This is a genomic window from Alkaliphilus crotonatoxidans, assembly GCF_054658015.1.
Window position 1 is genome coordinate 95,503 of sequence record NZ_BAAHXS010000003.1, and the last position, 23,826, is coordinate 119,328.

Below are 23,826 nucleotides of genomic sequence, written 5' to 3' on the forward strand. Positions count from 1 at the left end.
ACCCAAAATATTTTGTTAATTTTGCCAATTCTTGTGATATACTTAATATAATGGACAAGCTGGAAAAGTGTCTGTAGGTGCTGCCGCGGGCTAAAAGTAAACCCTACCGCCAATGGCGGTTAATAATTGTTAGTTGAGTGCGATTAAAAAATAATATTTTCTATTGACCAAACCATCAGTCACGTATCTAAACAATATTCAATCTCAACCCAGACACTTAGATATTACGAACAAATCGGGGTGACCTGCTAAAAAGTAAGATTTTGCTTATCGTGTATATGATATGGAAGCAATCACACGCCTGGATCAAATTATTATTCTACGCAAACTGAAGATACCTCTTAAGCAAATTGCCGAGATTTTGCAAAACGTGGATGTGTACGCTGCAATCGAAATATTTGGTTGACATTGAGGCACGAAATAACTGCTCTCTCAACGATTCGCAGTGTTGTTAAAGCCTTTATCGAACATCTAAACCTTGGAAGCGCGATATTCGCACTAACGGATGATGAAGGCTTATTAGAAATTGTGGATTCACTGACTGTCTCCAAAATTAATTTTATGGAGGAAAGGAAAATGGAAGAATTTAATATTGGCGGGGTAATACCATTTGGCAGTTATCATTGGCGCATTCTTGATATACAAGGCAATGCGGCCTTGATTATAACTGAATATATGATCGAACAACACCCCTATAATAATTGCGCTGGTGATGTGACATGGGCTGACTGCTCGCTAAGAAAATATCTTAACGGTGAGTTTTATAACAAATTCACCGCGGCCGAACAATCAAGAATCATTCCTGTATTGAACAAAAACCACGACAATCAGTGGTACAGTTCAAGAGGCGGAGAAGATACTCGGGATTACATATTTCTTCTAAGCATTGAAGAAGTAGTGTGCAAATATTTCGGTGACAGTAGTAAAAATCTTGAAAACCGTAGTGCCAAACAACGATACTGGTTTCAAAGGACAGACAAAAACAACAACAAGCGAAGATCGACATTCGACGGGTATGTATGGTGGTGGTGGCTTCGGTCGCCCGGGCGTGACAATAGAAGAGCCGTATATATCCACGGCGACGGCAATATAGGCATTCAGGGAAACGGCACCTTCCGCTACAATAGCAACACGATTCACCCTTCAACAGGTGATAATAGCGGCGGAGTTCGTCCCGCTCTGTGGATAAAGCTGGAATCGCTTTGATGAAAATTGACTTAAATTATACAGACAACTACAATTTGATTGAGAATCAGCTTAAGTGAGAGATTGCATTATAATCACCATTAGGTCGAGTACAACTATTTTATTATTTCTTTGTGAGGTTTTCATATTATATAAATAATCAAATGCCCATGTCATATAGACAGAGGGCATTTCGTTTGTTCGCGCGATATGCACGTTACCTTGGCCGTGAAAGTCCGCTGTGGGGGGGTGATAGCACCAACCACTAGCCAAGGGCAAGGGTATCCATCGTGAGGTGGAATCTGAAGGAAGTCGGTAAGTGTCAACTACAACCCACATTCTAATTGAGCATAGACATGAGATGATGCTCCTAAAAGGAGGATGATAATCATGAGTAAAGAAGAATACTAGATTAATGTGGATAGAGCGTATTAAAGCATACCGCTTAAGCGGCTTGTCAGCAAAGAAATGGTGTGAAGAAAATGAATTTAATTTTCATGCTTTAAACCTAAGTCATCAATATGATTTTATCGGGACTAGAAAATACGGAGAGCTAAAACAGTGGTGTTAGTATAAAAGCATGGACACGAAAAGTAGGATATAATATTGATACTTGAAAGGAAGTGTCCGTGTTAATGAAATCAGGCAGATATTAAATATGGTTGATCATGAAGGCCTAATAAATATATCACAAGCCTTAATTATAGACGATAGAATAAGGATTATGGAAGGCCCTTTACTTGGCAAGGAAGGGATTATTAAAAAATTAGATAAGCGTAAAGGCAGGGCAAAAGTAGAATTTACCATAAATTATAATACTCTATTAATTGATCTAGGTATTGATGTAATCCAAAAAGTTAAAATATAAAGAGTTAAACTAAAATTGTTGTACTTATTAGGTTTACATGGAAAGCGTGTAGTGTCAACCCTGATTTTTCCACTCCTAATGTTGTTCTTGATCATTCCAATCAGCTCATGGGTACTGAGAAAGTAGGCTGTGTGTCTGTTCTTGATGGCATGGACTGCCAAGCCTACGGCTAATAGGTTTTCCCTACGCCGGGAGGCCCTAGTAAGATCACATTCTTCCTTAGATTGACAAAGGCCAAGGTCATTAACTCCTTTACTCGTTTCTCATTTACGCTTGGCTGAAAATCAAATTCAAAATCTTCTATGCAGCTTTGCCAATTTCATGTTGGTTTTGATGGCTCGCACATGGCACCCGATGAGGGTATCAATTTTTTCATCCTCCAGGGTAAATTCTCCCCAATCCATCTGGGCCTGTTTCCCCGGAGGGTTTCATACCTGCTACTGGCTTTCGCCGAGGATTTTTCCCGATGGGCTTCATAAAGTCCCGAAGGATAGTGGTTCCCCTGTATAATCCATCTCTTAAATTTCTTCGAAAATAACCACTGCATTGACACAGCCCTCCTGCATCCTGCTGAGGATATAGTTTTTATATGGATCAAACGTTGATTCCTTCTTAGGTTTTTCTTTGTATTTATGTTCTTGGGTGTTGATATATTTCCTAATAGTTTTAGAATCTCTTCCTGTAAGCTTTGCAATATCTTTAATATACATTCCTTTACTTCTCAATTCTTTAATCATAAACATCTCCTCTATCTGTACCATAACTCTCCCCCTTTGGAAAGAGTGTACCGTTTTTCAGAGTGAATTTTCAACCGTTGTTTATTGGTATTTTATCATCGATTTTACAATGGAAAGTTAAGAAGAAGTCAAAGAATCCTATAGTGCAAAGGGTAAGCCATATGATAATGCAGTAATTGAGTCTTATTACAACAACAAGAGAATTCTAGCAGCATCGGATATCTATCTCCAAATGAATTTGAGAAACTTACTGTTAATTAATAAGTTGTTTGATTCAAACTGTAGCATATAGCAAGAGAAGGACAACCATTAAATTTGAAGCAAGGGATCTTTTAAATCAACAAAGAGAACTGGTATTGCAATTAATAGAAATGTTAAGGCAAGAATATAAACTATACTAACTCAACTCAGATACTGAACCTTGCCACTGTTGATAATATTGTAATATTATGTTAAAATAGCCTTAAATATCAAAAAAATAAGAATTGATACTTCTCCTCTGATCATCGCCGGAAACGAGTGTGGGACAAGCATGAAGACACACTTGGTTTTTGCCATTTTGCCTGGAATGGAAAGATGTAGAATTTACATCTTGATTTACTATAAAGGAAAAATTAATATTATTGGAGGAATTAAAAAATGAGCAAATACGACGATGCAATCAAACTAATGGAAGAGCGCTGCGGAAATGGTAAAGAAGTAATTATTGCCCTTGCTACAATATCATTATCTCCGAATGCTGCCGGTAATCCCCGTCCTGCTGTCCGCATGGTTTGTGCTTATTATGAAGACGGTGCATTTTATGTTTCAACGGACGCAAGAAAAACTAAAACCTTGCAAATTGAGAAAAACAACGAAGTTTCTGTCTGCGGAATGGATTGGTACACTTTCCGGGGCTTAGCTGAAAATCTTGGTTGGGTCAAGGACGAGAAGAATGCGAAAATCAGAGCGGAATTCAAAAAAATCTTCGACTGGTTCGATGAGGAAGGCGGTGAGGACGATCCGAACTCAATCGTTCTGCGTATCAGCCTCACAGAAGGTACTATTTTTGACAATGAAAAAAAATACGGTGAACATAAGTATGAAATCGATTTTATTAATAAAGTGGCAAAATGAAGGGCTTACTGCTTGATTTATTAATCCATTAACTTATTATACGAGAAGCTATATCGAAAAGATATAGAGAGGAGAAAAGAATTTATTATCGGCTGAGAATGCCATTCGGCGATTATTGCTGGCGCATACTTTGTTGAAGAAATAGACTTAAATTTTTCATATTATCTAAAAAAATCAACTCCTTTTGAGGTGAATGGTTAAATTGTAGTTTACTAACTCAGTTATACCATAAGCCGGTGAGGAGTTGTTTGATTTTATAATATAATAATTTAAATTATCCTGTAATATCAAATGTTCTGCTAAACTTATGGTGGTTGTAAAGATATTATTGAAAATCTTACAGTAGATTATAACGCCGGTTAGACGGCAAGAAACAATGGAAAATATATAACAAAAAATATCCTTATACCCATCTATAATATCCATCTAAATTTGTACCTAGAACAATATAGGCCGCTTTACTTTTTAAAATGTGAATCTTAAATTTTATACGACAATATATTTTTTAATCAATCTTTATAATCCACCTCGAAAAGTTTGATTGATACTTCCCATGATTATCTATATTATACTAACAGAATATTAGCTAATCATTAGTTATAGATGAAATCAAGGTATGGTGTGATTGTATTATTATATATCCACGCTATTAGGAAAGCCAGCAAAGAGAGGCTCAAAATGGATAGCCCCATGACAGCAAATTTCCATGTTAAATCATGCATACGTTGGCTTGCTTTATATGAACAGAAGCCAATTGTTGCACCCATCGTGTGGACAATGACATCCTCTATATCAAAACTTCCTAAATAAGTTAGCATTTGAATAATTTCCATGCTTAGAATAAAGAGCAGAAATACCCCAATAAACTTAATGTATGTCCTAAAATGATTTTTAAATAACATTGGTACAAATATACCAAATGGAACAAAGGCTAAAAGATTGCCAAGAGCAAAAATCCATAGTTTTAATATATCTATTGAGAGATGTTTGGGCAACCACAAGGGAATCCGAGCAGGTATTAAGGCATATCTATACGCAAGAATTCCATTAAACTGCGGACGGCCAAAGCCGAAAAACAGGAAATATATCAGTATAGATATATAAGCACAGAAAGCTGCTAACAAATATTTTTTTTGCAGTGACATCTTAATATTGTCCTCCTTCGATAAAGAATCCGACTCTATTTTCAGCGTGTGAACATTTCTTTATTTTCTACTTAATGGTATTTTATAATGACCCTCAAAGTCAAGGCACAAAAACTGACTTTAAGGGTCATTATATTCCATAGGGTAGGGGGTTTTTGGGGCCGAAGAACCTTTTCGCATAAACCGCAATAAACAAAGAATTCCTTTGGACATGTAAAGCGCTATTTTAAACCTTTCGAAAAAAAATTTAAGCACCTCTTGACAAGCAAAGACTATCGTGATAGTCTAATTGTGTGTTTAGACTATTCCAATAGTCTAAACAATCAAAAGGAGGATGATTTTATGAATGTCAAGCTTTTTGACTCTGAGCTTAAGGTCATGGAGGTTTTATGGGAACAAGGTAATATTCCTGCCCGCAGCATCGTAGAAGTATTAACAGAGCGTGTAGGCTGGAACAAGAACACCACCTACACAGTTATCAAAAAATGTATTGAAAAAGGTGCTATCGAACGGGAGGAGCCCGGTTTTATGTGCAAGCCTCTGGTTACCAGAGACGAAGTACAGCAGAGTGAAACGGAGCAACTCATCGATAAAATGTTCGGCGGCTCTAGTGAACTGTTCTTTTCGGCCTTTCTTAAAAATCAAGGCATTTCAGAAGAAGAAGCAAAACGCCTTGCCAAACTGATTGAGGAGGCGAAATAACATGCTGCATTTCAGGATGGATATGCCGCTGTACCTGATGGCCCTGTACGGAAGCGTAATCATTGTCATAGTATTGTTACTTAGGAGATTTTTGAGAGATTACTTGCCCAAGTTTGTTTTCCCTCTACTGTGGGGCTTGGTACTTATTCGACTGCTGGTGCCTTTTTCCTTGTCCAGTCCTATCAGCGCGCCTGTGCCGGAGTGGCAGATGCAGCTTTCAAACAGCCCGACCGTTTATGTGACCGACCTTTCGGAAGAGACAGCCACAACCGCCTCGGAAGCGGTGCTCTATAGCTTTACGGAGAGCACCGGCGGTTTGCCGCTAAACTGGCAGCTTGTACTGACAGCTGTTTTTGCCTTAGGGGTTATCACCACAATGGGAGTTTTGCTGTCTCAAAAGATCCGATATTCAAGGAAGTTGAAAAACAGCCTGCTGGTGGAGCATAACCAAACTATCATCACAATTCTTCGGGACATGGGCATGGGGCATATCCTTGTGTTCACCAATGACGAAATCGCTTCGCCTCTGGTTTGTGGTGTTTTGAATCCCCGTATATATCTGCCTGGGGGCATGGATTTCCGGCAGATTCAGTTATTGCGGCATATTCTTGCCCATGAAACCATGCACATCAAACGTAGGGATAACTGGCTGAAAGCAGTCATGCTGCTTGCTTTGTGTCTGCACTGGTATAACCCGTTAGTATGGCTCATGTCAAAATGCTTGTCTTCAGATTTGGAGGTAGCCTGTGACGCTGCTGTGCTTAGAATGACCGGTGTGGAAGAACGGAAAAGCTATGCCACAAGCCTTCTTTCTATGGCGATTAATGGTAGACGCACGCTGCTGTACAGTGCCTTTTCCAAAACAGAAGTAGAGCATCGCATTAAAAATATTATGAGCTATAAGAAGGCAACAGCCACGATTTTGGTGGTTTCCGTATTATTTGTGCTGGTTAGCACCTTTGCGTTTGCAACCGGAGGACAGGCTCCCTTCTCGGCTTATTTGAGTAGCTATTGCAGCAGTACATCCTCCCGATGGGGTATCAAGGCGGGGCTTGCAAGAGATATTGCGTTGGGTGAAAATGCAAATCAGCGTGCCGATAACGTAATTTTTGATGTGTTGGAGGCTGATAATTCTAATGATCCAGATGTTATTGCAAATCAGGTGAAGGCTGCACTGGCAAAAGAATTCAAAGTTGAAAAAGGTGCATTTCGAGTAATCGTTGATCTTTGTCTAGACGAGGAGACGGTTGCGCAGGAGTATGCAAACCAAGGTATTATCAAAGGGACGGACGGCTATTATCTTTATAAGGGTGAAGCGGTACGAACCTATACCGATGAAATGCTTGGTTCGATACAGACACGGGAGGAAGGTACGGTGGATATTTCCGTACACCGGAATCGCTTAGGCCAAATCACTTCCGTAACGGTTTTGAGAGAAGGAGACAGTGAATTTGACCGCCGCACCAAGGAAATACAGCGAAGCCATCGCTATGATACGGACATTTCCTACGGTACGGCAACTACACAGGACAACAACTCTTTAGTTGAGCAGGTTACGGCTGTCGAGGATGAAATGACAGGATCTTTCCGATGAACAGCAAACAACTTAAAACTCTCGCCCTTGTCTCTATGTTCTTCGACCATTTTATACGGATTTTTCCGGTGGAAAATACAATTGCCCCTATGGCAGATTGGCTTGCTTCTATTGGACAGAAGAATTTAAGTAATTGGACAATGTCATGGGCTCCTCATCTGCTATTCTATTTAGGTCGAGTGGCGGCCCCTGTTTTTATGTTCTGCATTGTTGAGGGCTTTTTGCACACCCGAAGCATCAAAAAGTATATTTTGCGCATTTTTTCCACAGCGATTCTCGCTCAAGGCCCTTATATTTTGTTTGAACTGGCGGAAAATCGGATGTATGGTATCGCCGGAGATTGGAGGGAAGTTCCTCTGAATATCCTCTTCACTTTGGGATTGGGTCTGTTGACTCTTTGGGGTTATGAAAAATGTTCGGGAAAGGGATACAAGCTGCTTGGAATCGGTGTTATCGTGATGGCAGGTGCTCTAGCTCGGCTTCTTCGGTTTGAAGGCAGTGAGGGTTACATCTTTATTATCTTCATGTTCTATGCGGTGAGAAACCGACCGACATGGCAAAAGGCACTAATTTTTATTCCAGTGCTTATTCTTGCCCGTTACAGGCTGATTGCCTATACGCTGGAAGATTTGAAAATGTTAAGAACCTGTATTCTGAATTTGCTCGGACCCTATCTCGGCATTCTGACGGTTGGCTTTTATACCGGCGAAAAAGGAACCACCGGCAAGGGATTTCAGCGGTTTATGTACATATTCTATCCGATGCATTTTCTTATTTTAGCTGTGATTGGATATTTAAGAACTCCCTTTGTATGATAAAAATGGTGATTATTAGAGCAGAAAATAATAAAAAGTGTACAGGATTATACAAAATTCAGAAACACTTCCTATTTCAACATCAGTAAAGAATATTAGCATGATATACTTTGCTTTTAAATACACCTACTGCGAAGAATATCTTTCTTATTGACAGCATGATGAACCAGAAAACAGGATAAATCATGCCAGGTATTCCTTGATAATGAAGTAATGTGAGAAAATGCCATTGTTCTGCTTGTATTTAGAATTGATTAAAGTAACTAAATATTTGTTGAAGGACGTTCATTAAAATGAGCGTCTTTTTTGTACCTCAAAATTAGAATTCAAAACTTGAAAGAGAAGGTTTAATGACTGTAATTAGTAGCTTCTTAGCGAATCCCCCTATGGCTCATACATTGGCTTTAGACGAACCCGAGCTATAGCTATACCTGGTGTCAGTTAAATCTGGGCTATGCCATTACCTGATAAGATTTATCTTCTATCTATCCGAAAATATTCCATTAGATTTTTGATGTCATATGTGTTAAAGACTTCATAAATAGTCACTCTTTTAAAAACGATCTATCTGTTTTTTATCTATCTGTTGTATAAATTTTTAAAAATATTATAGAATCTTTATTTTTATCTATTAATCTTTGTATTGTAAGGAAAACAACTCAATAGAAAGGAAGATTATAAATGAATGATTTAATTCTTGAAACAAACAATTTATCGAAACAATTTGGGAAACAATTAGCAGTAAATGAGGTTTCGATACAAATAAAACGAAACAGTATTTATGGACTTCTTGGACCTAATGGCGCTGGAAAAACAACAACGCTCAAAATGATCATAGGACTTTTGCGACCTACAAAAGGCAAAATTATTTTTGATGGCGAAGAATGGGAACGTCAGCACCTTGCGAAAATTGGTTCCCTTATTGAAGCCCCCTCACTATATGGAAATCTAACAGCAGTCGAAAATCTTATGGTTTATACAAAACTCATGGGTATACCTAAAGAAAAAATTTATGATGTTCTTGAAACTGTAGATTTAACAAATACCGGAAAAAAACGAGCATCACAATTTTCTTTGGGAATGAAACAAAGATTAGGGATTGCTATTGCGCTCTTGGGGGATCCTGAATTATTGATTTTAGATGAACCTACTAATGGACTTGATCCTGTAGGTATTCAGGAATTACGCGAATTATTTGCTTCATTCCCTAAAAAGGGTATTACAGTAATTCTTTCAAGTCATATTTTATCTGAGGTCGCTCAGGTGGTAGATACCATAGGCATTATAAGTGATGGTAGTTTACGGTACCAAGGAAAAGTAAATCCTGAAGATAATCTTGAAGAAATCTTTATGAATGCTATTAAAGGTAGGGATAAATAATGAGAAAAATACAATCTGAACTTATTAAATATAAAAGAACAATTACCAAAAAAATTATATTACTAGCTCCACTTTTTTTTGTACTACAAGCAGTACCACAAAAATTGTTAATGCCTCCCAATTATTTAAGACCATGGGAGCTCATTACAAATTTAGTATTTAATTGGTGGCCAGTTATTTTTCTACCTCTTGGTATAGCTTTATTTGCAGCCCTAATTGATTCCCAAGAGAAAAAGGCAGGAAATTATCGCACCTTACTTGCTCACAATATATCACCCATTTCTATATGGATTAGTAAAGTTGCAGGTATGGCAATTCATACTTTTCTTTCAAGCCTTGTGCTCATAATTTCAGTTGTCATAGCTGGGCTTATTACTGCAAAAGGAGCAGTTCCATGGATAGAAATCTTTACTGCGAGCATAGTTTCATGGATTGTTTCATTGGCACTTATTCCAATTCAGCTATGGGCTGCCACTTGGAAAGGGATGTTTTTTAGTATGGCAGTTGGTTTTGCAGGGATGTTAGTAGGAGTTTTTGCTGCAGCAAAATCTTACTGGATATACTTTCCGTGGAGTTGGGTTACAAGATTGATGTCTCCTATTATTGGTGTACACCCAAATGGTGTTTTATTGGAAGCTGCTGATCCACTTCGGGATCCTTCTGTTATACCAGCCGGGATAGGAATATCGTTAATAGTGTTTGTTGTTGTGACGATATTAACAGCAGTATGGTTTAGTAAGAGGGAGGTAAGATGATGAATATATTATTATCAGAATGGCTGAAAACAAAGAGAACTCCTATAAGATGGCTAACTTTTTTGATACCTATAATTTATGGAGCTCTGATTATAGGATATATCACTTTAAGAGGTATTGATCAAAATACACAAATACTCGCTTTTCAAGTGTTTTTTGAGGCATGGACTTCATTTATTATTCCATTAGGTGCTGGTATTGTTTCAGGATTTATTGTATATCAAGAAGAACTTGCCGGTAGTTTCAATGGATTTTTAAGTAGCAAAATACCTCGGAGCCGTTTGTATATGGGGAAACTTGTCATATTAATTCTATCTGCAACAATAAGTACATTAATTGCATTGATTGTACTTGGTATTGGTTTGCAGTTAATTCTAAATGTTCCTATAGCTTGGCCTATCTTTATAGCGGCAGCTATACTTTGTATTATAGGAACTATTCCGATATTGACATTACAGCTGTGGGCTAGTTTTACATGGGGAATGGGAGCATCTATTGGTATTAGCATAGCCGGTCTGTTAAATGCTGCGTTAATGGGTTCTACCAGCCTCGGAGATAAAGTATGGCAGTTTATACCATGGGCATGGCCGGTACGACTAACGAGACTTCTAAATCCTTATTTACAATTTACATCTGATATGCAAATACCTCCGGAGAGCATTTCATCAGGTTTTGTTATAAATCAGTTAGTGATAGGTCTGGTAGCAGTAGGAATATGTTTTGCGGTTACATTGGCTGGCGGAATCACCTGGTTTAATAAATGGGAAGGAAGAAAGGCTTAAGATTAAGAATTTACAAAAATATATTTAATATTATGATTATTTTATTACCATATTAAGTGGATGTACCCGCTTACCTGATGATTTGTGCTAAAATCAGATGAAACACTTATGACAAAAGAACCTTTGAAATTTGATAATATACCTTGGGGAGATTATCAAAGGTAGATTATATTTATTATCACAACGGTAAAAGGAAGCAGGTAATCGCTGAAATTGAAGCGTGAAGTCAGATGTTTTAGATACACTATTTATAAGCTTACAGACTTGACAGGTGAGAAAATCAATAGATACTAAATTGGGCAGACTAAAATTGTCTTTTCTCCATAAAGCTAAACCAGACTGGAGGTGATACATTGAGCAAAATACTGATAATTGATGACGAACAGGAACTTGTAATGCTACTAGAGGACGAACTAAAAGCGAAGGGACATGAAGTATTAGTAGCATACGACGGTCCGAAAGGTATAGAATTGGCTAAGAAGCAGCCTGACCTTATAATATTAGACATTATGATGCCTGGAATTGATGGCTTTGAGGTTTGCCGTAATATTCGAGATGATGTATTGTGTCCCATCATCTTTCTGAGTGCAAAACAATCAGAAACCGACAAAATCAAAGGGTTGACTTTAGGAGGGGATGATTACATCGTAAAGCCTTTTGGGCTAAAGGAACTGATGGCGAGAATTGATGCAAATTTACGGAGGGAAAAGCGGTCTCAATATATTAATGAAGAAAATAAGCGTGCAGTACTATATTTTGGAGAGCTTAGTCTAAATATAAAAGAACGCACTGTAAAAATTAATGGAGAAAATATTATGTTGACAAAGCGTGAATATGATATTGTTGAACTGTTAGCGCTCCATGCCGGGCAAGTATTCTCCCGAGAACATATCTATGAAAAAATTTGGGGATATGATTCCGAGGGTGATTCTGCAACAGTCGTGGAACATATTAAAAAAATCCGGGCAAAACTTACCGCCAGTACAACCGATGAATATATTTCCACAGTTTGGGGAATTGGGTATAAGTGGAATAGGGTTTAAGAAAGGGGTGAAAAACACAATATGAAAAGCAGACCGCTTGTAACCCAATTTAGGCTCACTTTTACATGGATTGTGATTGCCAGCATCATAGCGACAGTTATTACCTATATTTTTGCTGTCGCTTTATATTTTCAAGTTCAACATAAGAGTATCTACCCTGCAAACTATTATGAACAACAAATACCTGGAATTGATCAATATATTCGTAAAGAAAATACAGCCCTACTATCACAATTAGGAGAAAAAGGGCTGCAAAATGTAATCAGTGGAGATGGCATAGCTTATCAAGTCTATGATGGAGAAGGTAATATATTATACGGTACCAATCAGGAAAATCTATTTGAAACAAAAAGGCAACTTTATAACCAACTTAATACTACTTTCAGGCATCAAGATAATTTTATCCATGTCGTACCTATTATTAATGACAGTGGAGAAATTGCAGGAGCTGTTACTCTTTCCTATAAATTAAAACTTTCGTATGTTGAAAATAGTGGTAGATTAGTAATTGCGATTCTTATTATAGCGTTATTGTCTCCATTTCTTTATATAGTTGTATTTACTTGGCTGTTTTCGAAAGTTTTTGTAAAAAATATAAATCATCCATTACAAATATTGATGGATGCATCTAGGAAAATAAAGGAAAAAGATCTTGATTTTGAAATCAACTATCATTCAGAAAATGAACTTGGTAAACTTTGCGAAGCTTTTTCAGAGATGAAAGAGGGGCTAAAGAAATCTTTATCTACACAATGGAAGATGGAACAAGAGAGAATGGAAATGGTTGAATCATTAGCACATGATTTAAAAACACCGCTCTCTATTATAAGAGGATACTCCGAAGCATTATTAGAATCTGATATTAGTGACAATGAAAAGCTTCATAGATATCTATCTGTTATAAAAGGAAATTCCGAAAAAAGCGCTGCACTTGTCCAGCAAATGCAATACACATCTGATTTAGAGAAATCATACGTACAATTACAGCTTGTTGCGATAAATCTATCTGATTTTTTGGAGCAAAAGATACATCATTATGAATTGCAAGCCAAACAAAAGGGAATAGAAATTATGTTGAAAATGCAAGGTGATATGCGAAATCCATTTTTGATTGATACGGAAAAATTGGAGCGAATTCTTGATAACATTGTATCTAATAGCTTGCAATATACCCCCGCAGGAGGTGAAATCAATATATCTGTAAAGGCTGAAAAAGAACGCATATCTTATGAGATATGTGATTCTGGTAGCGGTTTTAGCGCTAAAGATATGGAAAGAGCTTTTGACAAGTTCTATAGAGGAGATGTAGCCCGTCCAAGCAAAGACGGACATTCTGGTTTAGGACTTTATATTGTTAAACAATTGGTTGAACAGCTGGGAGGCTCTATAAGAATATGCAACACAGAATATGGTGGAGCTTGTGTGCTATTTCACCATAAGGTATTTAGAGATGATAAATAGACATGAAATGTATACTTTGTATAGGCTATCACTTCATTTATTTTCTATCATTTTTTTGTTTATGATATACGGAGCAATTAAAATTAAGTTATTTTGACAATGAAAAATCGTTGTTTGACGACATAAACAATATACATTTTACATTAATGACTGCTTGTCATAAGGAAATCTTAAGATTTTACTAAGCGGAAATTAAAACACAACTCCTTCTTCTATGGTTAAATAGATCATGAAAGGAGTTGTTTTTATGCGTCGAAACAGAAGAAAAAACAAAAAAAATAAGTACTTTAGACTATGTATTTCAATTGTTATTATAATGTTCTTGATAACAGGAGTATATAAAGGTGTCAGTAAATATGTGCCATTTATTATAGGTAAATCATTTGAGGACATTAGAATTCCGTCATCAGATTTAGAGCAGCAAAACACCTTGCCTCGAGATAAACAAGAAAAAGTAAATGAGAGTTTATCAGGGTCGGAGCTGTATAGCCCCTATTTAATGCTGGTACGTTTAAAGGACCAGAAGGTAGTCAGTAACATTAGAAGTGAGGAAAGAATCTATCCAGCTTCTCTTACAAAAATCATGACTACAATAGTAGCAATTGAAAATATTTCTGATTTAAAAGAGACGATGATCCTTCCAAAGAAAATCTTTCCCGACCTATATGCGGCTAATGCTTCGATGGCTGGGTTTTTACCTGGTGAAGAAGTCTCAGCAATTGATCTGCTATATGGAACGATGCTGCCTTCCGGTGCAGATGCTTCCATAGGGCTAGCTATTGGTATCTCCGGATCAGAAAAAGAATTTGTAAAACTGATGAACAAGAAAGCAAAGGAGCTGGGGATGGAGGATACCCATTTTACCAATGTAACAGGGCTTCACAACGAGAATCACTATACTACAGTAAAGGATATTGCTACATTGCTTGAGTATTCACTGAAGAATGAAACCTTTCGTCAGATTTTCACCTCCGAACGTCATTCTACTGCCAGCACAAATCTACACTCTGGTGGAATCACCTTTTACAGCACTTTGTCGAAGAGGATAGATACCTATGAATTCGATGGTGGAAGGATTATCGGTGGTAAAACCGGATATACCGGTGAAGCTGGATTGTGTTTGGCTAGCTTAGCTGAGAAAAATGGAACTGAATATATCTTAGTGACTGCAGGTGCAGAAGGTAATCCTTATACAGAACAGTATCACATCATAGATGCATTCACGGTGTATACAAACTATCTAAAAAGATAAGGGAAGTTCGTCAGCTATTAGAAGAATTTAAAGAATTGTGCAGGACTGTAACGATAGATAAAAATGAATTATTCTCTAAATGTGAAATAAGGATTTAATTAGGTAAAGCGGATAACTTTGAATTTAATTTATAATAATAAGCCAATCTGGCGGAAAAAAGTATAAAAATTACCCTTAATTTTATTTAGAAAGGGTTAAATTAACAGTATAATGGTAATGAATACTTTTATAATTATGAAGAGGATGATGAGACCTATGGGTACCCATGTTTTAGTTGTAGACGATGAACAGGCTATAGCAGATCTGATCGAAGTGTATTTAGAAAATGAAGGCTTTAAAGTATATAAGTTCTATAACGGTCAGGACGCCTTGGCGTGCATTAGGTCAGAAGAGCTGAATATTGCAATACTTGATGTCATGCTGCCTGATATTGATGGCTTTACTCTTTGTCAAAAAATCAGAGAAGCCTACAATTTCCCAGTCATTATGCTCACTGCAAAGGGAGAAGAAATCGATAAAATTAACGGATTAACATTGGGGGCAGACGATTACATGACAAAACCCTTTCAGCCCTTGGAACTTGTTGCTCGTGTCAAAGCCCAGATACGCAGGTTTACCAAATATAATGCTGGAAAATCATTACATGAAGAAAAGGTGATTGAATTTTCCGGATTAGTATTAAACAAGGATACACATGAATGTATGTTGAACGAAAAAAATGTTGCTTTAACACCTACGGAATTTTCTATCCTGTGGCTATTGGCTTCCAACCGGGGGCGTGTAGTCAGTTCCGAGGATATTTTCCGAGAGGTATGGGGAGACAAATATTTCAGTAACAATAATAATACGGTGATGGTACACATTCGGCACCTGAGGGAAAAAATGCATGATTCTGCGGAGCATCCCAAATACATTAAAACGGTATGGGGGGTTGGCTACAAAATTGAAAAATAGCGAAAAAAATATTTTAAAAGCTGGGCTTATTATTATAGCATTTATTTTAATCTATACTGGGACTATTCGCCTGGTAGATCAGGAATTACACGGATTCATTAAAGGATGGTTCTATAATCGATTTAACATTTATACTGATTTTCCAATACGTGGAAATTTGGGCGTTATATTTGAAAATTGGGCTCAATTAAAGCAATTTCTTATTAAAGTATTTTTTACTTTTATAGTAATTTTAGGACTGTGCGCAAGTATTGCGGCATATCTGTATGAGCGGTATAGAAGTAATAAAGATATTGCTTTTATTTCTGAATCAATAAGTTCATTTATGAATTCAAATAATGTTGACCTAATGCTACCCAAAAAATATTCCGAGATTGAAACACAGCTAATAAAGATAAAGGCGGTCTCTGAAAAAAATCAGCAATTGGTGCAAACTGAAATGCAACGGAAAAATGATCTGATCACTTATTTGGCCCACGATCTAAAAACTCCCCTGGCTTCAGTCATTGGATATTTGAGTCTTTTAGATGAAGCACCGGAAATGCCAGTAGCGCAAAAATCTAAATATGTTGGCATCGCTTTAGAGAAAGCCTTTAGACTGGAGGAATTAATTAACGAGTTTTTTGAGATCACAAGATTCAATCTGCAGTCCATTGTTTTGAATAAAGGGAAAATAAAATTGGCTTTTATGCTTCAGCAGTTAGCCGACGAGTTTTACCCTATGCTTGAACCCCAAGGGAAACAAGTATCCATTGATGTGCCTGATGACCTCATCCTAGTGGGAGATGCTGATAAGCTTGCTCGAGTTTTTAATAATATCTTAAAAAACGCAATCACCTATAGCTATGAAAACAGTATTATTTATATTTCTGCAGCTCAGCAAGGAGAGAATATTATGATTACTTTTACCAATCAGGGTGATCAGATTCCTTCCCAAAGGTTAAATACTATTTTTGATAAATTTTATCGATTGGATTCTGCTCGTTCAACCAACACAGGCGGAGCCGGATTGGGTCTGGCTATTGCTAAAGAAATTGTTACTGCCCATAATGGAACAATAACAGCAGAAAGTAATCTAGAACATACCAAATTTACTGTAAAGATTCCATCGTAAAAGCTTGAGAGACTAAAAACATAAGTAATAGTATGTACTTTATTCAATTGGTATTCATGATTAATTATAGAAGGGTTAAAAATATTTCAGTTTTAGAATATCATGCCATCAAGGGAATAGAGGTAGACTTTTAATGAGCTGTTTATTATTATGAGTGTTAATGGGGCAATGGAGGGTGAAGAGAAAGTTATATTAGAATCAAAGCTAGAAAATATCCAATGTGCTGGTTTTATTTGCCATAATATTAATATTGAACTGACCACCAAACAGGGAACTATTAGCTGATTGGTGGTTTTCGTTTTTGCATTTTTAGAGAAATTAATATTTTTTTCTAGGAATTTTAAATCCTCTTTTATTTCATTATTGGTAAGTGGTATGGTACTGTTGTTTCCAGTTATAGGGGGCATCCAAGGAATTATAGGTGAGTTATTGTATTTTATGCCTTCTCAGGTACTAATAGCTGCTAATCATTTCATGTTCTTTAAGGCTTATTATATTTTGGGAAATGCAGTTTTGATGCAATATGTAGTATTGACAGTAGCTGTAGCAGCATCTATTTCGATGGTGCTGATTGCATGTCGAACATTTCAACAATGGCAAGTGGAAAATTAGCGGAGGTGATGACTTTGAAAGAATTAATAAGATTTGAGATAAATAAAAGTATTCGTAGACCCGTGGTTTTAGGAATTTTTATAGTAATTCTTTTTATTGATATATTGATGATATTCTTTGGAACATTCGGAAATGAACCAACATATAGTATGCCTTACAACAAGGAAAAAGTAATGGAGCTTCAACAAGAACAATCAAGCTTTGCAGGTTTGATTGATGATACATGGACACAGCATATCAAAGATTTGAAAAATGGAATATTGAATAATCCTGATAACCAGGTTAACGAAGAAGAGCGCAAGAGGATAACAGAGGAATTGCTTGCTCACGGGCTTTCTAAAGAAACTATCAATTCTCCTGAAAATATCGGAAGATTTGTTAAGCAAGATATTTTGAATAGTCGAGCCTTTCAGAGGTTAGAAGATCCTGAAGTGGCATCGAACTTTTATATGTCGGCTGATCGAGCAGGTAAGGAAATAGCTGAATATTATCGTGAAACCTATGAAGGTCAAAAAGGTGAAGCTTTAGCCTCCAAAGCAGAGGAAATGTATGGTTACTTAAGTAATGAATATGAAGCCTATTACGATTACAGGTGGGGGTGGTCAAGGCTTCATGCTATACAAACGGTTCTACCTTTTACTGTTGGTTTGTTTTTAATTGTAGTACTGACACCAATGTTTTCTAACGAATATGCGAAAAAAACAGATTCACTTCTTCTGAGCGCAAAGTATGGTAAGAGCAAATTAATTATAGCAAAGATGATCGTAGCATTTTTACTTGCAATTGTATCATGGTTATTAATACAATTCATTAATATTGTCATTATATTCTCCTTTTTTGGGGTAGCAGGTTCAAAATCTTTTTTGCAAAATTGGGCGGTAAATCCAAGTCCTTACGCATTTACCTATCTGACAAGCTATCTAGCAGTATCGGCTATCAGCTTTGTTGGCCTATTATTTTTAACCTCAATGATTTTATTCATTTCATCTAGAAGTAAAACACCTTTTACATCACTTATCGCTGGTGCGGTTGTTATGCTGTTTCCTACAGTGCCCCTCGATATATTTGCTGGTACGATGGTGCAGACAATCCTGATGTTTCTACCTACTAATCTCTTAATAGGGGTACACCATTTTAAAACCTTTGAAGCATTTTATCTCTTTAAAAAAGTAATTATGCTACCTTCTGCTACGTTGGTTGTTGCAGGTGTACTATCGTTACTAATGGTATTAGGGGCATATCTTAGCTTTAAACAACACCAAGTAGAAAACTAAAGATGAAACCATCCTTCCCACTTTATTTTGGCATAAAAAATCATGGCTGTTGGCCAAAAAAACATCAAAAAAATAATTTGCATTAAAGCCGTTTTGGGAGATTTAAGGGAGAATGGCAATGGGAATTCTATGCAATTTCACATGAAATGTATGAATAGAGCTAAAAGTATGTTAAAATACCATAATATAAAGTTATTTGGTAATTTAAATGTTTCATCTAGTAAAACTATTAAAGAAAAGCAGGTGAAATTAATGGATAAATTCCAGAGGGGTATTCTTTTAATTGCTTCTGCTGCATTTACAATATACTTATTTTTTTCATTAGTGGACGTCAAAAAATCGTCTAAATGGCTAAAATGGTATTGGCAATGAATTTGGAGGAACGGAGAAAATATGATCCTAGAATAGCCATAGGACGGATAAAAAAAATTCTTGTTATGATATTTATAATTGGTATATTTGGATTTTTTGTTATCATGGTTTGTTAAACCAGTAATCTCAATTATAACTTTTAGCATTATTTTGGTCATACTTGTTTTTTCTATCGGCTATACCAGACCAAAGAATTGCCTGTTGGAAGAAAAAGAATAAGATTATAATAGCAATAGGCTGTTTAATTAAGATATAAAAATTAGGTTTTAATCAAAATGCAACTTCATTTAAGGATTAGAAAAGAGGTGTCTAAATATGAAATTTGTTATTGAGCATTTATCAAAACATTTTGAGAAGAAAGAAGTTCTAAAGGATATTAACTTTGTATTTGAGGAAGGTAAAATTTACGGTCTGTTAGGCAGGAACGGTGCAGGTAAAACCACGCTTTTCAATTGCTTAAATCGTGATATTAAAATGGATGGTGGACGCTTTTATTTGGAAGAGGAGGGAGAAGAGCGAGAAGTAACGGCAGAAGATATTGGCTATGTGCTTTCTACCCCCACGGTACCAGAATTTTTAACTGGGCGGGAATTTCTAAAGTTCTTTTTAGATATCAACGAAAGGGCGGTTCCCAATCCTAAATCCTTTGATGAGTATTTTGATTATATGGGCATTAGGCCAGATGATAGAGACAGGCTTCTAAAGGATTATTCACATGGTATGAAAAATAAGATGCAAATGCTTGTTAATATTATTGTCAGTCCCAATATTTTACTTCTTGATGAGCCGCTGACTTCCTTGGATGTTGTAGTTGCAGAGGAGATGAAGCAATTATTACGTTCTTTAAAGGCGGGGAAAATTATTATCTTTTCAACCCATATTATGGATCTGGCTCTGGATTTATGCGATGAAATTGTACTTCTTCAAGGTGGGGAGCTGGAGGTTGTGGATAAAATTAATTTAGATAGCCGAGAATTTAAAGAAAAAATTATGTCAGCCTTTCGGGAGGAAAATGATGAATAAAGTCTTACAAAACTCTTTTTCCTTAAAAAACACATATCGGGTGAACAGTATTTTATATTCAATTAAGCAGGTTCCTTTTTTAAAGAGATTACTCCCAGACACGCTATACCAGGTACGAGGACTAAAAATGACAGCAAATGTAATTTCTGTGCTTTGGGAGATCATTTCCACATTTTTAGGGAAATTTTTGTACTTTCTGATTATGATTCAGGGGGCATCAGCCCTGTATAAAACGCATCCGCAGAATCATGTTTTTATCCATCTGCTTGTGTTTTTATCTATTCTAGGGGCTATTTTTAATACCCATATGTTTAATCCATCCAGAGATAAGTATTATGCCATGATCCTGATGAGAATGAAGGCGCGATCATATACCTTGGTCAATTATGGCTATGCGATATTGAAGGTTATAATTGGGTTTCTTCCCTTTGCCATCGGGTTTGGGCTGTCTAATCAAATCCCCCTTTGGATGTGTGTACTCATACCCTTTTTCGTTGCAGGGCTGAAGCTGACCATGGCTGGGTATTTCCTTAAGGCCTATGAAAAGACTGGACGTATTACCAACGAGAATAGTATGGGCATGTTTAAGTGGGGTGTAATGCTGATCTTCCTTTCTTTAGGCTATGGATTGCCTGCTTTGGGTATTGTACTTCCCTTTGCTGCTTCAGTAGGTTTTATGGTACTGTGCATTATAAGCGGTGGCGTTTCGGTAATGAAGATTCTCAGCTTCAAAAGCTATCAAGAGATGTATAAGCAAATCCTTACAGACTCGATGAATCAAATGAACAACATAAGAGAGGCTTCCACTCAAATGAGTCGGAGGGCGATTTCGGTAAATACGGGAATTACCAGTAGAAAGAAGGGATTCGAGTATCTCAACGAGCTGTTTGTCAAGCGTCATCAAAAAATTCTCTGGAGATCTTCTATAAATATCAGTATGGTGAGTGTTTTTCTGATTTTTGGGCTGCTACTACTGTTTAACTTTGTACCAGAGATTAAAACAAATATTAACGAGTTACTGATGACCTACCTTCCCTATTTTGTGTTTATCATGTATAGTATTAACCGAGGAACCGGTTTTACAAAGGCCTTGTTCATAAACTGTGATCACAGTCTATTAACCTACTCTTTCTATAAACAGCCTGAATTTGTTTTAGCCTTATTTAAGATTCGTTTACGTGAGATTATTAAAGTGAATCTATTGCCTGCAACTATTATTGGAGCTGGACTTGCATTACTACTTTTTGTTTCGGGTGGGGCGGACAATCCCATAAATTATGGAGTATTGTTTGTTTCTATTGTCTGTATGAGTATTTTTTTCTCGGTTCATTACCTTATGCTCTATTATCTTCTGCAGCCCTATAATGTAAAAACAGAAATGAAAAGTGCAACCTATCAGATTGTACTCTCAATAACTTATCTGTTGTGTTTCTTTATGATGCAGTTAAAAATGCCAACATTAGTTTTTGGGCTAATGACCATTGTATTCTGCATAATATACTCGATTGTTTCATGTATTTTGGTATACTATTTGGCACCAAAAACCTTTAGATTTAGGACATAACTAAATTGAAAATTTATAGTATATTATTAAAATAGTTTTAAAAAAGACAATATCAAAGCATAGAGATTATTCATGGAAATAAGTAAGGCACCTTAAAAATAAGGTGCTGTTACTTTTTTACCTTTTTTTAAAATGACATTAACGAAATAATATTTGGTTGAATAAATAAATATGTTATCTCAATACATAAATTTTAAAGAGGAACTCCCGTACTTAGTATTCGATAGGTAACCTAACTTGCCAGCATAATTTGTTTAATGATAGGAAAAAGACGGAGTGTTTTCTTCTTAATAAATTTATGTTATAATATAGAAATAATAACAATAATTACCTTAATTAAAAAATATTTAAAGGGATTTTGAATTTTGGAAATATTAAGCTACTTTTGACCTAAGAATATTTCGGTTGGTACATCTATTAATTTATGTACCATTTGAGATATCGAAACAAAGTCCAATGAAAAGTACGATAAAAATGGGGGGATGTCAATGAAAAAAATTAATTTTATTTGAGCGGCTATGATTTCACAATGAAGCTAGTTATAGCCTCTAAGTCTCGATAGTGTCAGTGGTGTAAGCGTAATATTTTTGTGAAAGGGGTTATGTTTATGAAATTTAAGAAAGCACTATATGTAATGTTAATTTTAACGATGGTTTTTTGTACAGGCTTCTCTGTTTCTGCTAATGAAATATCTGCACAGGAACACAACATAGACACAATCCAAGAAACAACTGTCAGTGAAAATTTTAATACACTTGAAAAAACAAAGAGGAGTATTAATCTCAATAACCATTTTGAAAATGGGGCAAGCTTTACTGATAATTTAAACCCTATCCAAGGTAAAATATTGGAACCAACTGTTGTGGATGAGCTTCAAATATCTGAAAGCACCGATGCTCTTGAGGAAGAAACGCCTGAGGTGACTAAACCAATATCGCCACTTCTTACCAACAGTTATTATTGGAATTATCGAACTGCATACTTTCAACCATCAACAATGACTGCGACTGATGATATAGATATTGTGTGGAATCGGTATCAACCAGGCAACGAAGACACTTGGAGTGATGATTATCAACCCATGGGATATCCATCTTTGTATGCATCTACATTTGTTGCAAGTGAAAACCAATCTGTTTATAGCACAAACGCTAACCAAGGACATGTTAACGATTATCTTGGCAGTGCTGTTTATGGTTCACATTCATACTATACTGTTATGACTGGAAATTGGGATACCGTAACGGCTTTGGCAAGCAAGAAAGTTAGAGTTAGAATTGCTGATATGACAACGAATAGTCTAGTTTTTGATAGCGGATATGGAACAGACGGTGAGTCTTATTCACCTGCTGCTGGGGGGAATGTTCAATACTTCTCAACCTCCTCTACAACAAGCTTTGGTGCATCTAAAGACGTTTATCATGTGAGATTTGATACAAGTGTTGGGGCAAGAGTATATTGCGTTATCCTTTCACCGTATAATCCATATTATCCGAGTACATGGGATGAGATTGATAATTTAGACCCAACTTACCATTATGCTTTTTATGCTGGACAGGCTGTTCCTGGAAGGGCAACTATATCTAATATTTCCGCACACAACTCGTCCGTTTCTTACAACGGGTACGCTAGTTTTGAATCTCCAGTTTCATCAACAACAATATCTGCTAGTACACCGGTTTCACAAAATAATTTATATGCATTGCGTAGTGTTACTGTCAAAGAATATGTTTCAAGCCAAAATAATCTGTATTTGAGTAATTTGTCTTATAAAATCAAATGGCCAGACCATTTTTCGTTTTACTATTTGAACGGTTCTCCCGATACATACTCGTACACATTTACCCAAAGTGCCAGCCCTATAGGAGTATGGCAGTTTATGTTTAGCGGAATTTGGAAGGATGCTACCAATAGATATAATACGTTCTTAGGCAGAACACATATGACAATAGATTATTTAGCACCCTATGGCTATATAGTTAAGTAATATTTAGATTAAAAAAATTTAGCCCTTGCTTGCCAAACAATACGTATTAGGTAATGCAAGGGTTTTTTTATATTTTCAGATATTAGTATTG

At 36.3% G+C, this 23,826-nt stretch carries 25 protein-coding genes and 1 pseudogene; 23 read left to right on the top strand and 3 right to left on the bottom strand.

Going from position 1 to position 23,826, the window contains the following annotated elements:
* Positions 1–174: 174 nt before the first annotated feature.
* The 5 genes and pseudogenes from ACYQ1I_RS01430 (at position 175) to ACYQ1I_RS01450 (ending at position 2,053) form a co-directional block, all read left to right on the top strand.
* Positions 175–252 (top strand): hypothetical protein, encoded by a 78-nt coding sequence (locus tag ACYQ1I_RS01430; RefSeq protein WP_459762138.1) that lies wholly within the window; start codon positions 175–177, stop codon positions 250–252.
* Between the two features lie 28 nt (positions 253–280).
* Positions 281–406 (top strand): annotated as a pseudogene (locus tag ACYQ1I_RS01435) (hypothetical protein); the annotation flags it as partial.
* A 2-nt stretch (positions 407–408) separates the two neighbouring features.
* Entirely contained in the window at positions 409–1,206 is a 798-nt protein-coding gene (locus ACYQ1I_RS01440; protein WP_459761784.1) for a DUF6273 domain-containing protein, read from the top strand.
* Positions 1,207–1,600: 394 nt separating this feature from the next.
* A complete protein-coding gene (locus ACYQ1I_RS01445) occupies positions 1,601–1,756 on the top strand; it encodes a hypothetical protein (RefSeq protein ID WP_459761785.1) in 156 nt (51 codons plus the stop codon).
* A gap of 87 nt (positions 1,757–1,843) precedes the next feature.
* Positions 1,844–2,053, top strand: a complete 210-nt coding sequence (locus ACYQ1I_RS01450; RefSeq protein WP_459761786.1) for a KOW motif-containing protein — start codon at positions 1,844–1,846, stop codon at positions 2,051–2,053.
* 169 nt (positions 2,054–2,222) lie between these two features.
* Here the strand turns inward: ACYQ1I_RS01450 and ACYQ1I_RS01455 are convergent, their stop codons facing one another.
* On the bottom strand, positions 2,223–2,357 hold the full coding sequence (locus tag ACYQ1I_RS01455; RefSeq protein WP_459762140.1) for an ATP-binding protein: 135 nt from the start codon (positions 2,355–2,357) through the stop codon (positions 2,223–2,225).
* Positions 2,358–2,571: 214 nt separating this feature from the next.
* A complete protein-coding gene (locus ACYQ1I_RS01460; protein ID WP_459761787.1) occupies positions 2,572–2,814 on the bottom strand; it encodes a hypothetical protein in 243 nt (80 codons plus the stop codon).
* 615 nt (positions 2,815–3,429) lie between these two features.
* Between ACYQ1I_RS01460 and ACYQ1I_RS01465 the strand changes: the two genes are divergently transcribed.
* Complete coding sequence (locus ACYQ1I_RS01465) at positions 3,430–3,906, top strand: pyridoxamine 5'-phosphate oxidase family protein (protein WP_459761788.1); 477 nt, start codon at positions 3,430–3,432, stop codon at positions 3,904–3,906.
* A 593-nt stretch (positions 3,907–4,499) separates the two neighbouring features.
* Here the strand turns inward: ACYQ1I_RS01465 and ACYQ1I_RS01470 are convergent.
* The gene (locus ACYQ1I_RS01470; RefSeq protein ID WP_459761789.1) at positions 4,500–5,051 is read right to left on the bottom strand and encodes a VanZ family protein; all 552 of its coding nucleotides are present in this window, start codon (positions 5,049–5,051) and stop codon (positions 4,500–4,502) included.
* Positions 5,052–5,393: 342 nt separating this feature from the next.
* Between ACYQ1I_RS01470 and ACYQ1I_RS01475 the strand changes: the two genes are divergently transcribed.
* From ACYQ1I_RS01475 to ACYQ1I_RS01555, 17 genes are all read left to right on the top strand, one after another.
* Positions 5,394–5,753: a BlaI/MecI/CopY family transcriptional regulator gene (locus tag ACYQ1I_RS01475; protein ID WP_459761790.1), complete on the top strand. Its 360-nt coding sequence runs from the start codon at positions 5,394–5,396 to the stop codon at positions 5,751–5,753.
* Between the two features lies 1 nt (position 5,754).
* The gene (locus ACYQ1I_RS01480) at positions 5,755–7,347 is read left to right on the top strand and encodes a M56 family metallopeptidase (RefSeq protein ID WP_459761791.1); all 1,593 of its coding nucleotides are present in this window, start codon (positions 5,755–5,757) and stop codon (positions 7,345–7,347) included.
* Entirely contained in the window at positions 7,344–8,162 is an 819-nt protein-coding gene (locus ACYQ1I_RS01485) for a TraX family protein (RefSeq protein ID WP_459761792.1), read from the top strand. The genes ACYQ1I_RS01480 and ACYQ1I_RS01485 overlap by 4 nt, the downstream gene beginning before the upstream one ends.
* Positions 8,163–8,843: 681 nt before the next feature.
* Positions 8,844–9,542 (top strand): lantibiotic protection ABC transporter ATP-binding protein, encoded by a 699-nt coding sequence (locus tag ACYQ1I_RS01490; RefSeq protein WP_459761793.1) that lies wholly within the window; start codon positions 8,844–8,846, stop codon positions 9,540–9,542.
* The gene (locus tag ACYQ1I_RS01495) at positions 9,542–10,297 is read left to right on the top strand and encodes a lantibiotic immunity ABC transporter MutE/EpiE family permease subunit (protein ID WP_459761794.1); all 756 of its coding nucleotides are present in this window, start codon (positions 9,542–9,544) and stop codon (positions 10,295–10,297) included. Before ACYQ1I_RS01490 ends, ACYQ1I_RS01495 begins: the two co-directional genes overlap by 1 nt.
* Entirely contained in the window at positions 10,297–11,079 is a 783-nt protein-coding gene (locus ACYQ1I_RS01500) for a lantibiotic immunity ABC transporter MutG family permease subunit (RefSeq protein WP_459761795.1), read from the top strand. The genes ACYQ1I_RS01495 and ACYQ1I_RS01500 overlap by 1 nt, the downstream gene beginning before the upstream one ends.
* Positions 11,080–11,432: 353 nt before the next feature.
* Complete coding sequence (locus tag ACYQ1I_RS01505) at positions 11,433–12,122, top strand: response regulator transcription factor (RefSeq protein ID WP_459761796.1); 690 nt, start codon at positions 11,433–11,435, stop codon at positions 12,120–12,122.
* A gap of 21 nt (positions 12,123–12,143) precedes the next feature.
* Positions 12,144–13,583 carry a sensor histidine kinase gene (locus ACYQ1I_RS01510; RefSeq protein WP_459761797.1) on the top strand — a complete coding sequence of 480 codons (1,440 nt, stop codon included), beginning with the start codon at positions 12,144–12,146 and terminating at the stop codon, positions 13,581–13,583.
* A gap of 247 nt (positions 13,584–13,830) precedes the next feature.
* A complete protein-coding gene (locus ACYQ1I_RS01515; RefSeq protein WP_459761798.1) occupies positions 13,831–14,835 on the top strand; it encodes a D-alanyl-D-alanine carboxypeptidase family protein in 1,005 nt (334 codons plus the stop codon).
* 255 nt (positions 14,836–15,090) lie between these two features.
* Positions 15,091–15,789 carry a VanR-ABDEGLN family response regulator transcription factor gene (gene vanR / locus ACYQ1I_RS01520; RefSeq protein ID WP_459761799.1) on the top strand — a complete coding sequence of 233 codons (699 nt, stop codon included), beginning with the start codon at positions 15,091–15,093 and terminating at the stop codon, positions 15,787–15,789.
* Entirely contained in the window at positions 15,779–16,903 is a 1,125-nt protein-coding gene (locus tag ACYQ1I_RS01525) for a sensor histidine kinase (protein WP_459761800.1), read from the top strand. Before vanR ends, ACYQ1I_RS01525 begins: the two co-directional genes overlap by 11 nt.
* 288 nt (positions 16,904–17,191) lie before the next feature.
* Positions 17,192–17,515 (top strand): hypothetical protein, encoded by a 324-nt coding sequence (locus ACYQ1I_RS01530; RefSeq protein WP_459761801.1) that lies wholly within the window; start codon positions 17,192–17,194, stop codon positions 17,513–17,515.
* The gene (locus ACYQ1I_RS01535; RefSeq protein WP_459761802.1) at positions 17,497–18,789 is read left to right on the top strand and encodes an ABC transporter permease subunit; all 1,293 of its coding nucleotides are present in this window, start codon (positions 17,497–17,499) and stop codon (positions 18,787–18,789) included. Before ACYQ1I_RS01530 ends, ACYQ1I_RS01535 begins: the two co-directional genes overlap by 19 nt.
* Before the next feature lie 42 nt (positions 18,790–18,831).
* A complete protein-coding gene (locus tag ACYQ1I_RS01540; protein ID WP_459761803.1) occupies positions 18,832–19,161 on the top strand; it encodes a hypothetical protein in 330 nt (109 codons plus the stop codon).
* 315 nt (positions 19,162–19,476) lie between these two features.
* The gene (locus tag ACYQ1I_RS01545) at positions 19,477–20,184 is read left to right on the top strand and encodes an ABC transporter ATP-binding protein (RefSeq protein ID WP_459761804.1); all 708 of its coding nucleotides are present in this window, start codon (positions 19,477–19,479) and stop codon (positions 20,182–20,184) included.
* Positions 20,185–20,311: 127 nt separating this feature from the next.
* On the top strand, positions 20,312–21,748 hold the full coding sequence (locus ACYQ1I_RS01550; RefSeq protein WP_459761805.1) for a hypothetical protein: 1,437 nt from the start codon (positions 20,312–20,314) through the stop codon (positions 21,746–21,748).
* Between the two features lie 607 nt (positions 21,749–22,355).
* Positions 22,356–23,735: a hypothetical protein gene (locus ACYQ1I_RS01555; RefSeq protein ID WP_459761806.1), complete on the top strand. Its 1,380-nt coding sequence runs from the start codon at positions 22,356–22,358 to the stop codon at positions 23,733–23,735.
* The last annotated feature ends 91 nt before the right edge of the window (positions 23,736–23,826 follow it).

What these genes read in the sequence shown, in the direction of transcription:
- ACYQ1I_RS01555 (WP_459761806.1), top strand. Translation starts at nt 22,356, where the DNA reads ATGAAATTTAAGAAAGCACTATATGTAATGTTAATTTTAACGATGGTT.
- ACYQ1I_RS01515 (WP_459761798.1), top strand. Translation starts at nt 13,831, where the DNA reads ATGCGTCGAAACAGAAGAAAAAACAAAAAAAATAAGTACTTTAGACTA.
- ACYQ1I_RS01465 (WP_459761788.1), top strand. Translation starts at nt 3,430, where the DNA reads ATGAGCAAATACGACGATGCAATCAAACTAATGGAAGAGCGCTGCGGA.
- ACYQ1I_RS01510 (WP_459761797.1), top strand. Translation starts at nt 12,144, where the DNA reads ATGAAAAGCAGACCGCTTGTAACCCAATTTAGGCTCACTTTTACATGG.
- ACYQ1I_RS01445 (WP_459761785.1), top strand. Translation starts at nt 1,601, where the DNA reads ATGTGGATAGAGCGTATTAAAGCATACCGCTTAAGCGGCTTGTCAGCA.
- ACYQ1I_RS01485 (WP_459761792.1), top strand. Translation starts at nt 7,344, where the DNA reads ATGAACAGCAAACAACTTAAAACTCTCGCCCTTGTCTCTATGTTCTTC.
- ACYQ1I_RS01470 (WP_459761789.1), bottom strand. Translation starts at nt 5,051, where the DNA reads ATGTCACTGCAAAAAAAATATTTGTTAGCAGCTTTCTGTGCTTATATA.
- ACYQ1I_RS01450 (WP_459761786.1), top strand. Translation starts at nt 1,844, where the DNA reads ATGGTTGATCATGAAGGCCTAATAAATATATCACAAGCCTTAATTATA.
- ACYQ1I_RS01460 (WP_459761787.1), bottom strand. Translation starts at nt 2,814, where the DNA reads ATGGTACAGATAGAGGAGATGTTTATGATTAAAGAATTGAGAAGTAAA.
- ACYQ1I_RS01480 (WP_459761791.1), top strand. Translation starts at nt 5,755, where the DNA reads ATGCTGCATTTCAGGATGGATATGCCGCTGTACCTGATGGCCCTGTAC.
- ACYQ1I_RS01550 (WP_459761805.1), top strand. Translation starts at nt 20,312, where the DNA reads ATGACAGCAAATGTAATTTCTGTGCTTTGGGAGATCATTTCCACATTT.
- ACYQ1I_RS01495 (WP_459761794.1), top strand. Translation starts at nt 9,542, where the DNA reads ATGAGAAAAATACAATCTGAACTTATTAAATATAAAAGAACAATTACC.
- ACYQ1I_RS01545 (WP_459761804.1), top strand. Translation starts at nt 19,477, where the DNA reads ATGAAATTTGTTATTGAGCATTTATCAAAACATTTTGAGAAGAAAGAA.
- ACYQ1I_RS01500 (WP_459761795.1), top strand. Translation starts at nt 10,297, where the DNA reads ATGAATATATTATTATCAGAATGGCTGAAAACAAAGAGAACTCCTATA.
- ACYQ1I_RS01540 (WP_459761803.1), top strand. Translation starts at nt 18,832, where the DNA reads ATGGCTGTTGGCCAAAAAAACATCAAAAAAATAATTTGCATTAAAGCC.
- ACYQ1I_RS01535 (WP_459761802.1), top strand. Translation starts at nt 17,497, where the DNA reads ATGGCAAGTGGAAAATTAGCGGAGGTGATGACTTTGAAAGAATTAATA.
- vanR (WP_459761799.1), top strand. Translation starts at nt 15,091, where the DNA reads ATGGGTACCCATGTTTTAGTTGTAGACGATGAACAGGCTATAGCAGAT.
- ACYQ1I_RS01490 (WP_459761793.1), top strand. Translation starts at nt 8,844, where the DNA reads ATGAATGATTTAATTCTTGAAACAAACAATTTATCGAAACAATTTGGG.
- ACYQ1I_RS01475 (WP_459761790.1), top strand. Translation starts at nt 5,394, where the DNA reads ATGAATGTCAAGCTTTTTGACTCTGAGCTTAAGGTCATGGAGGTTTTA.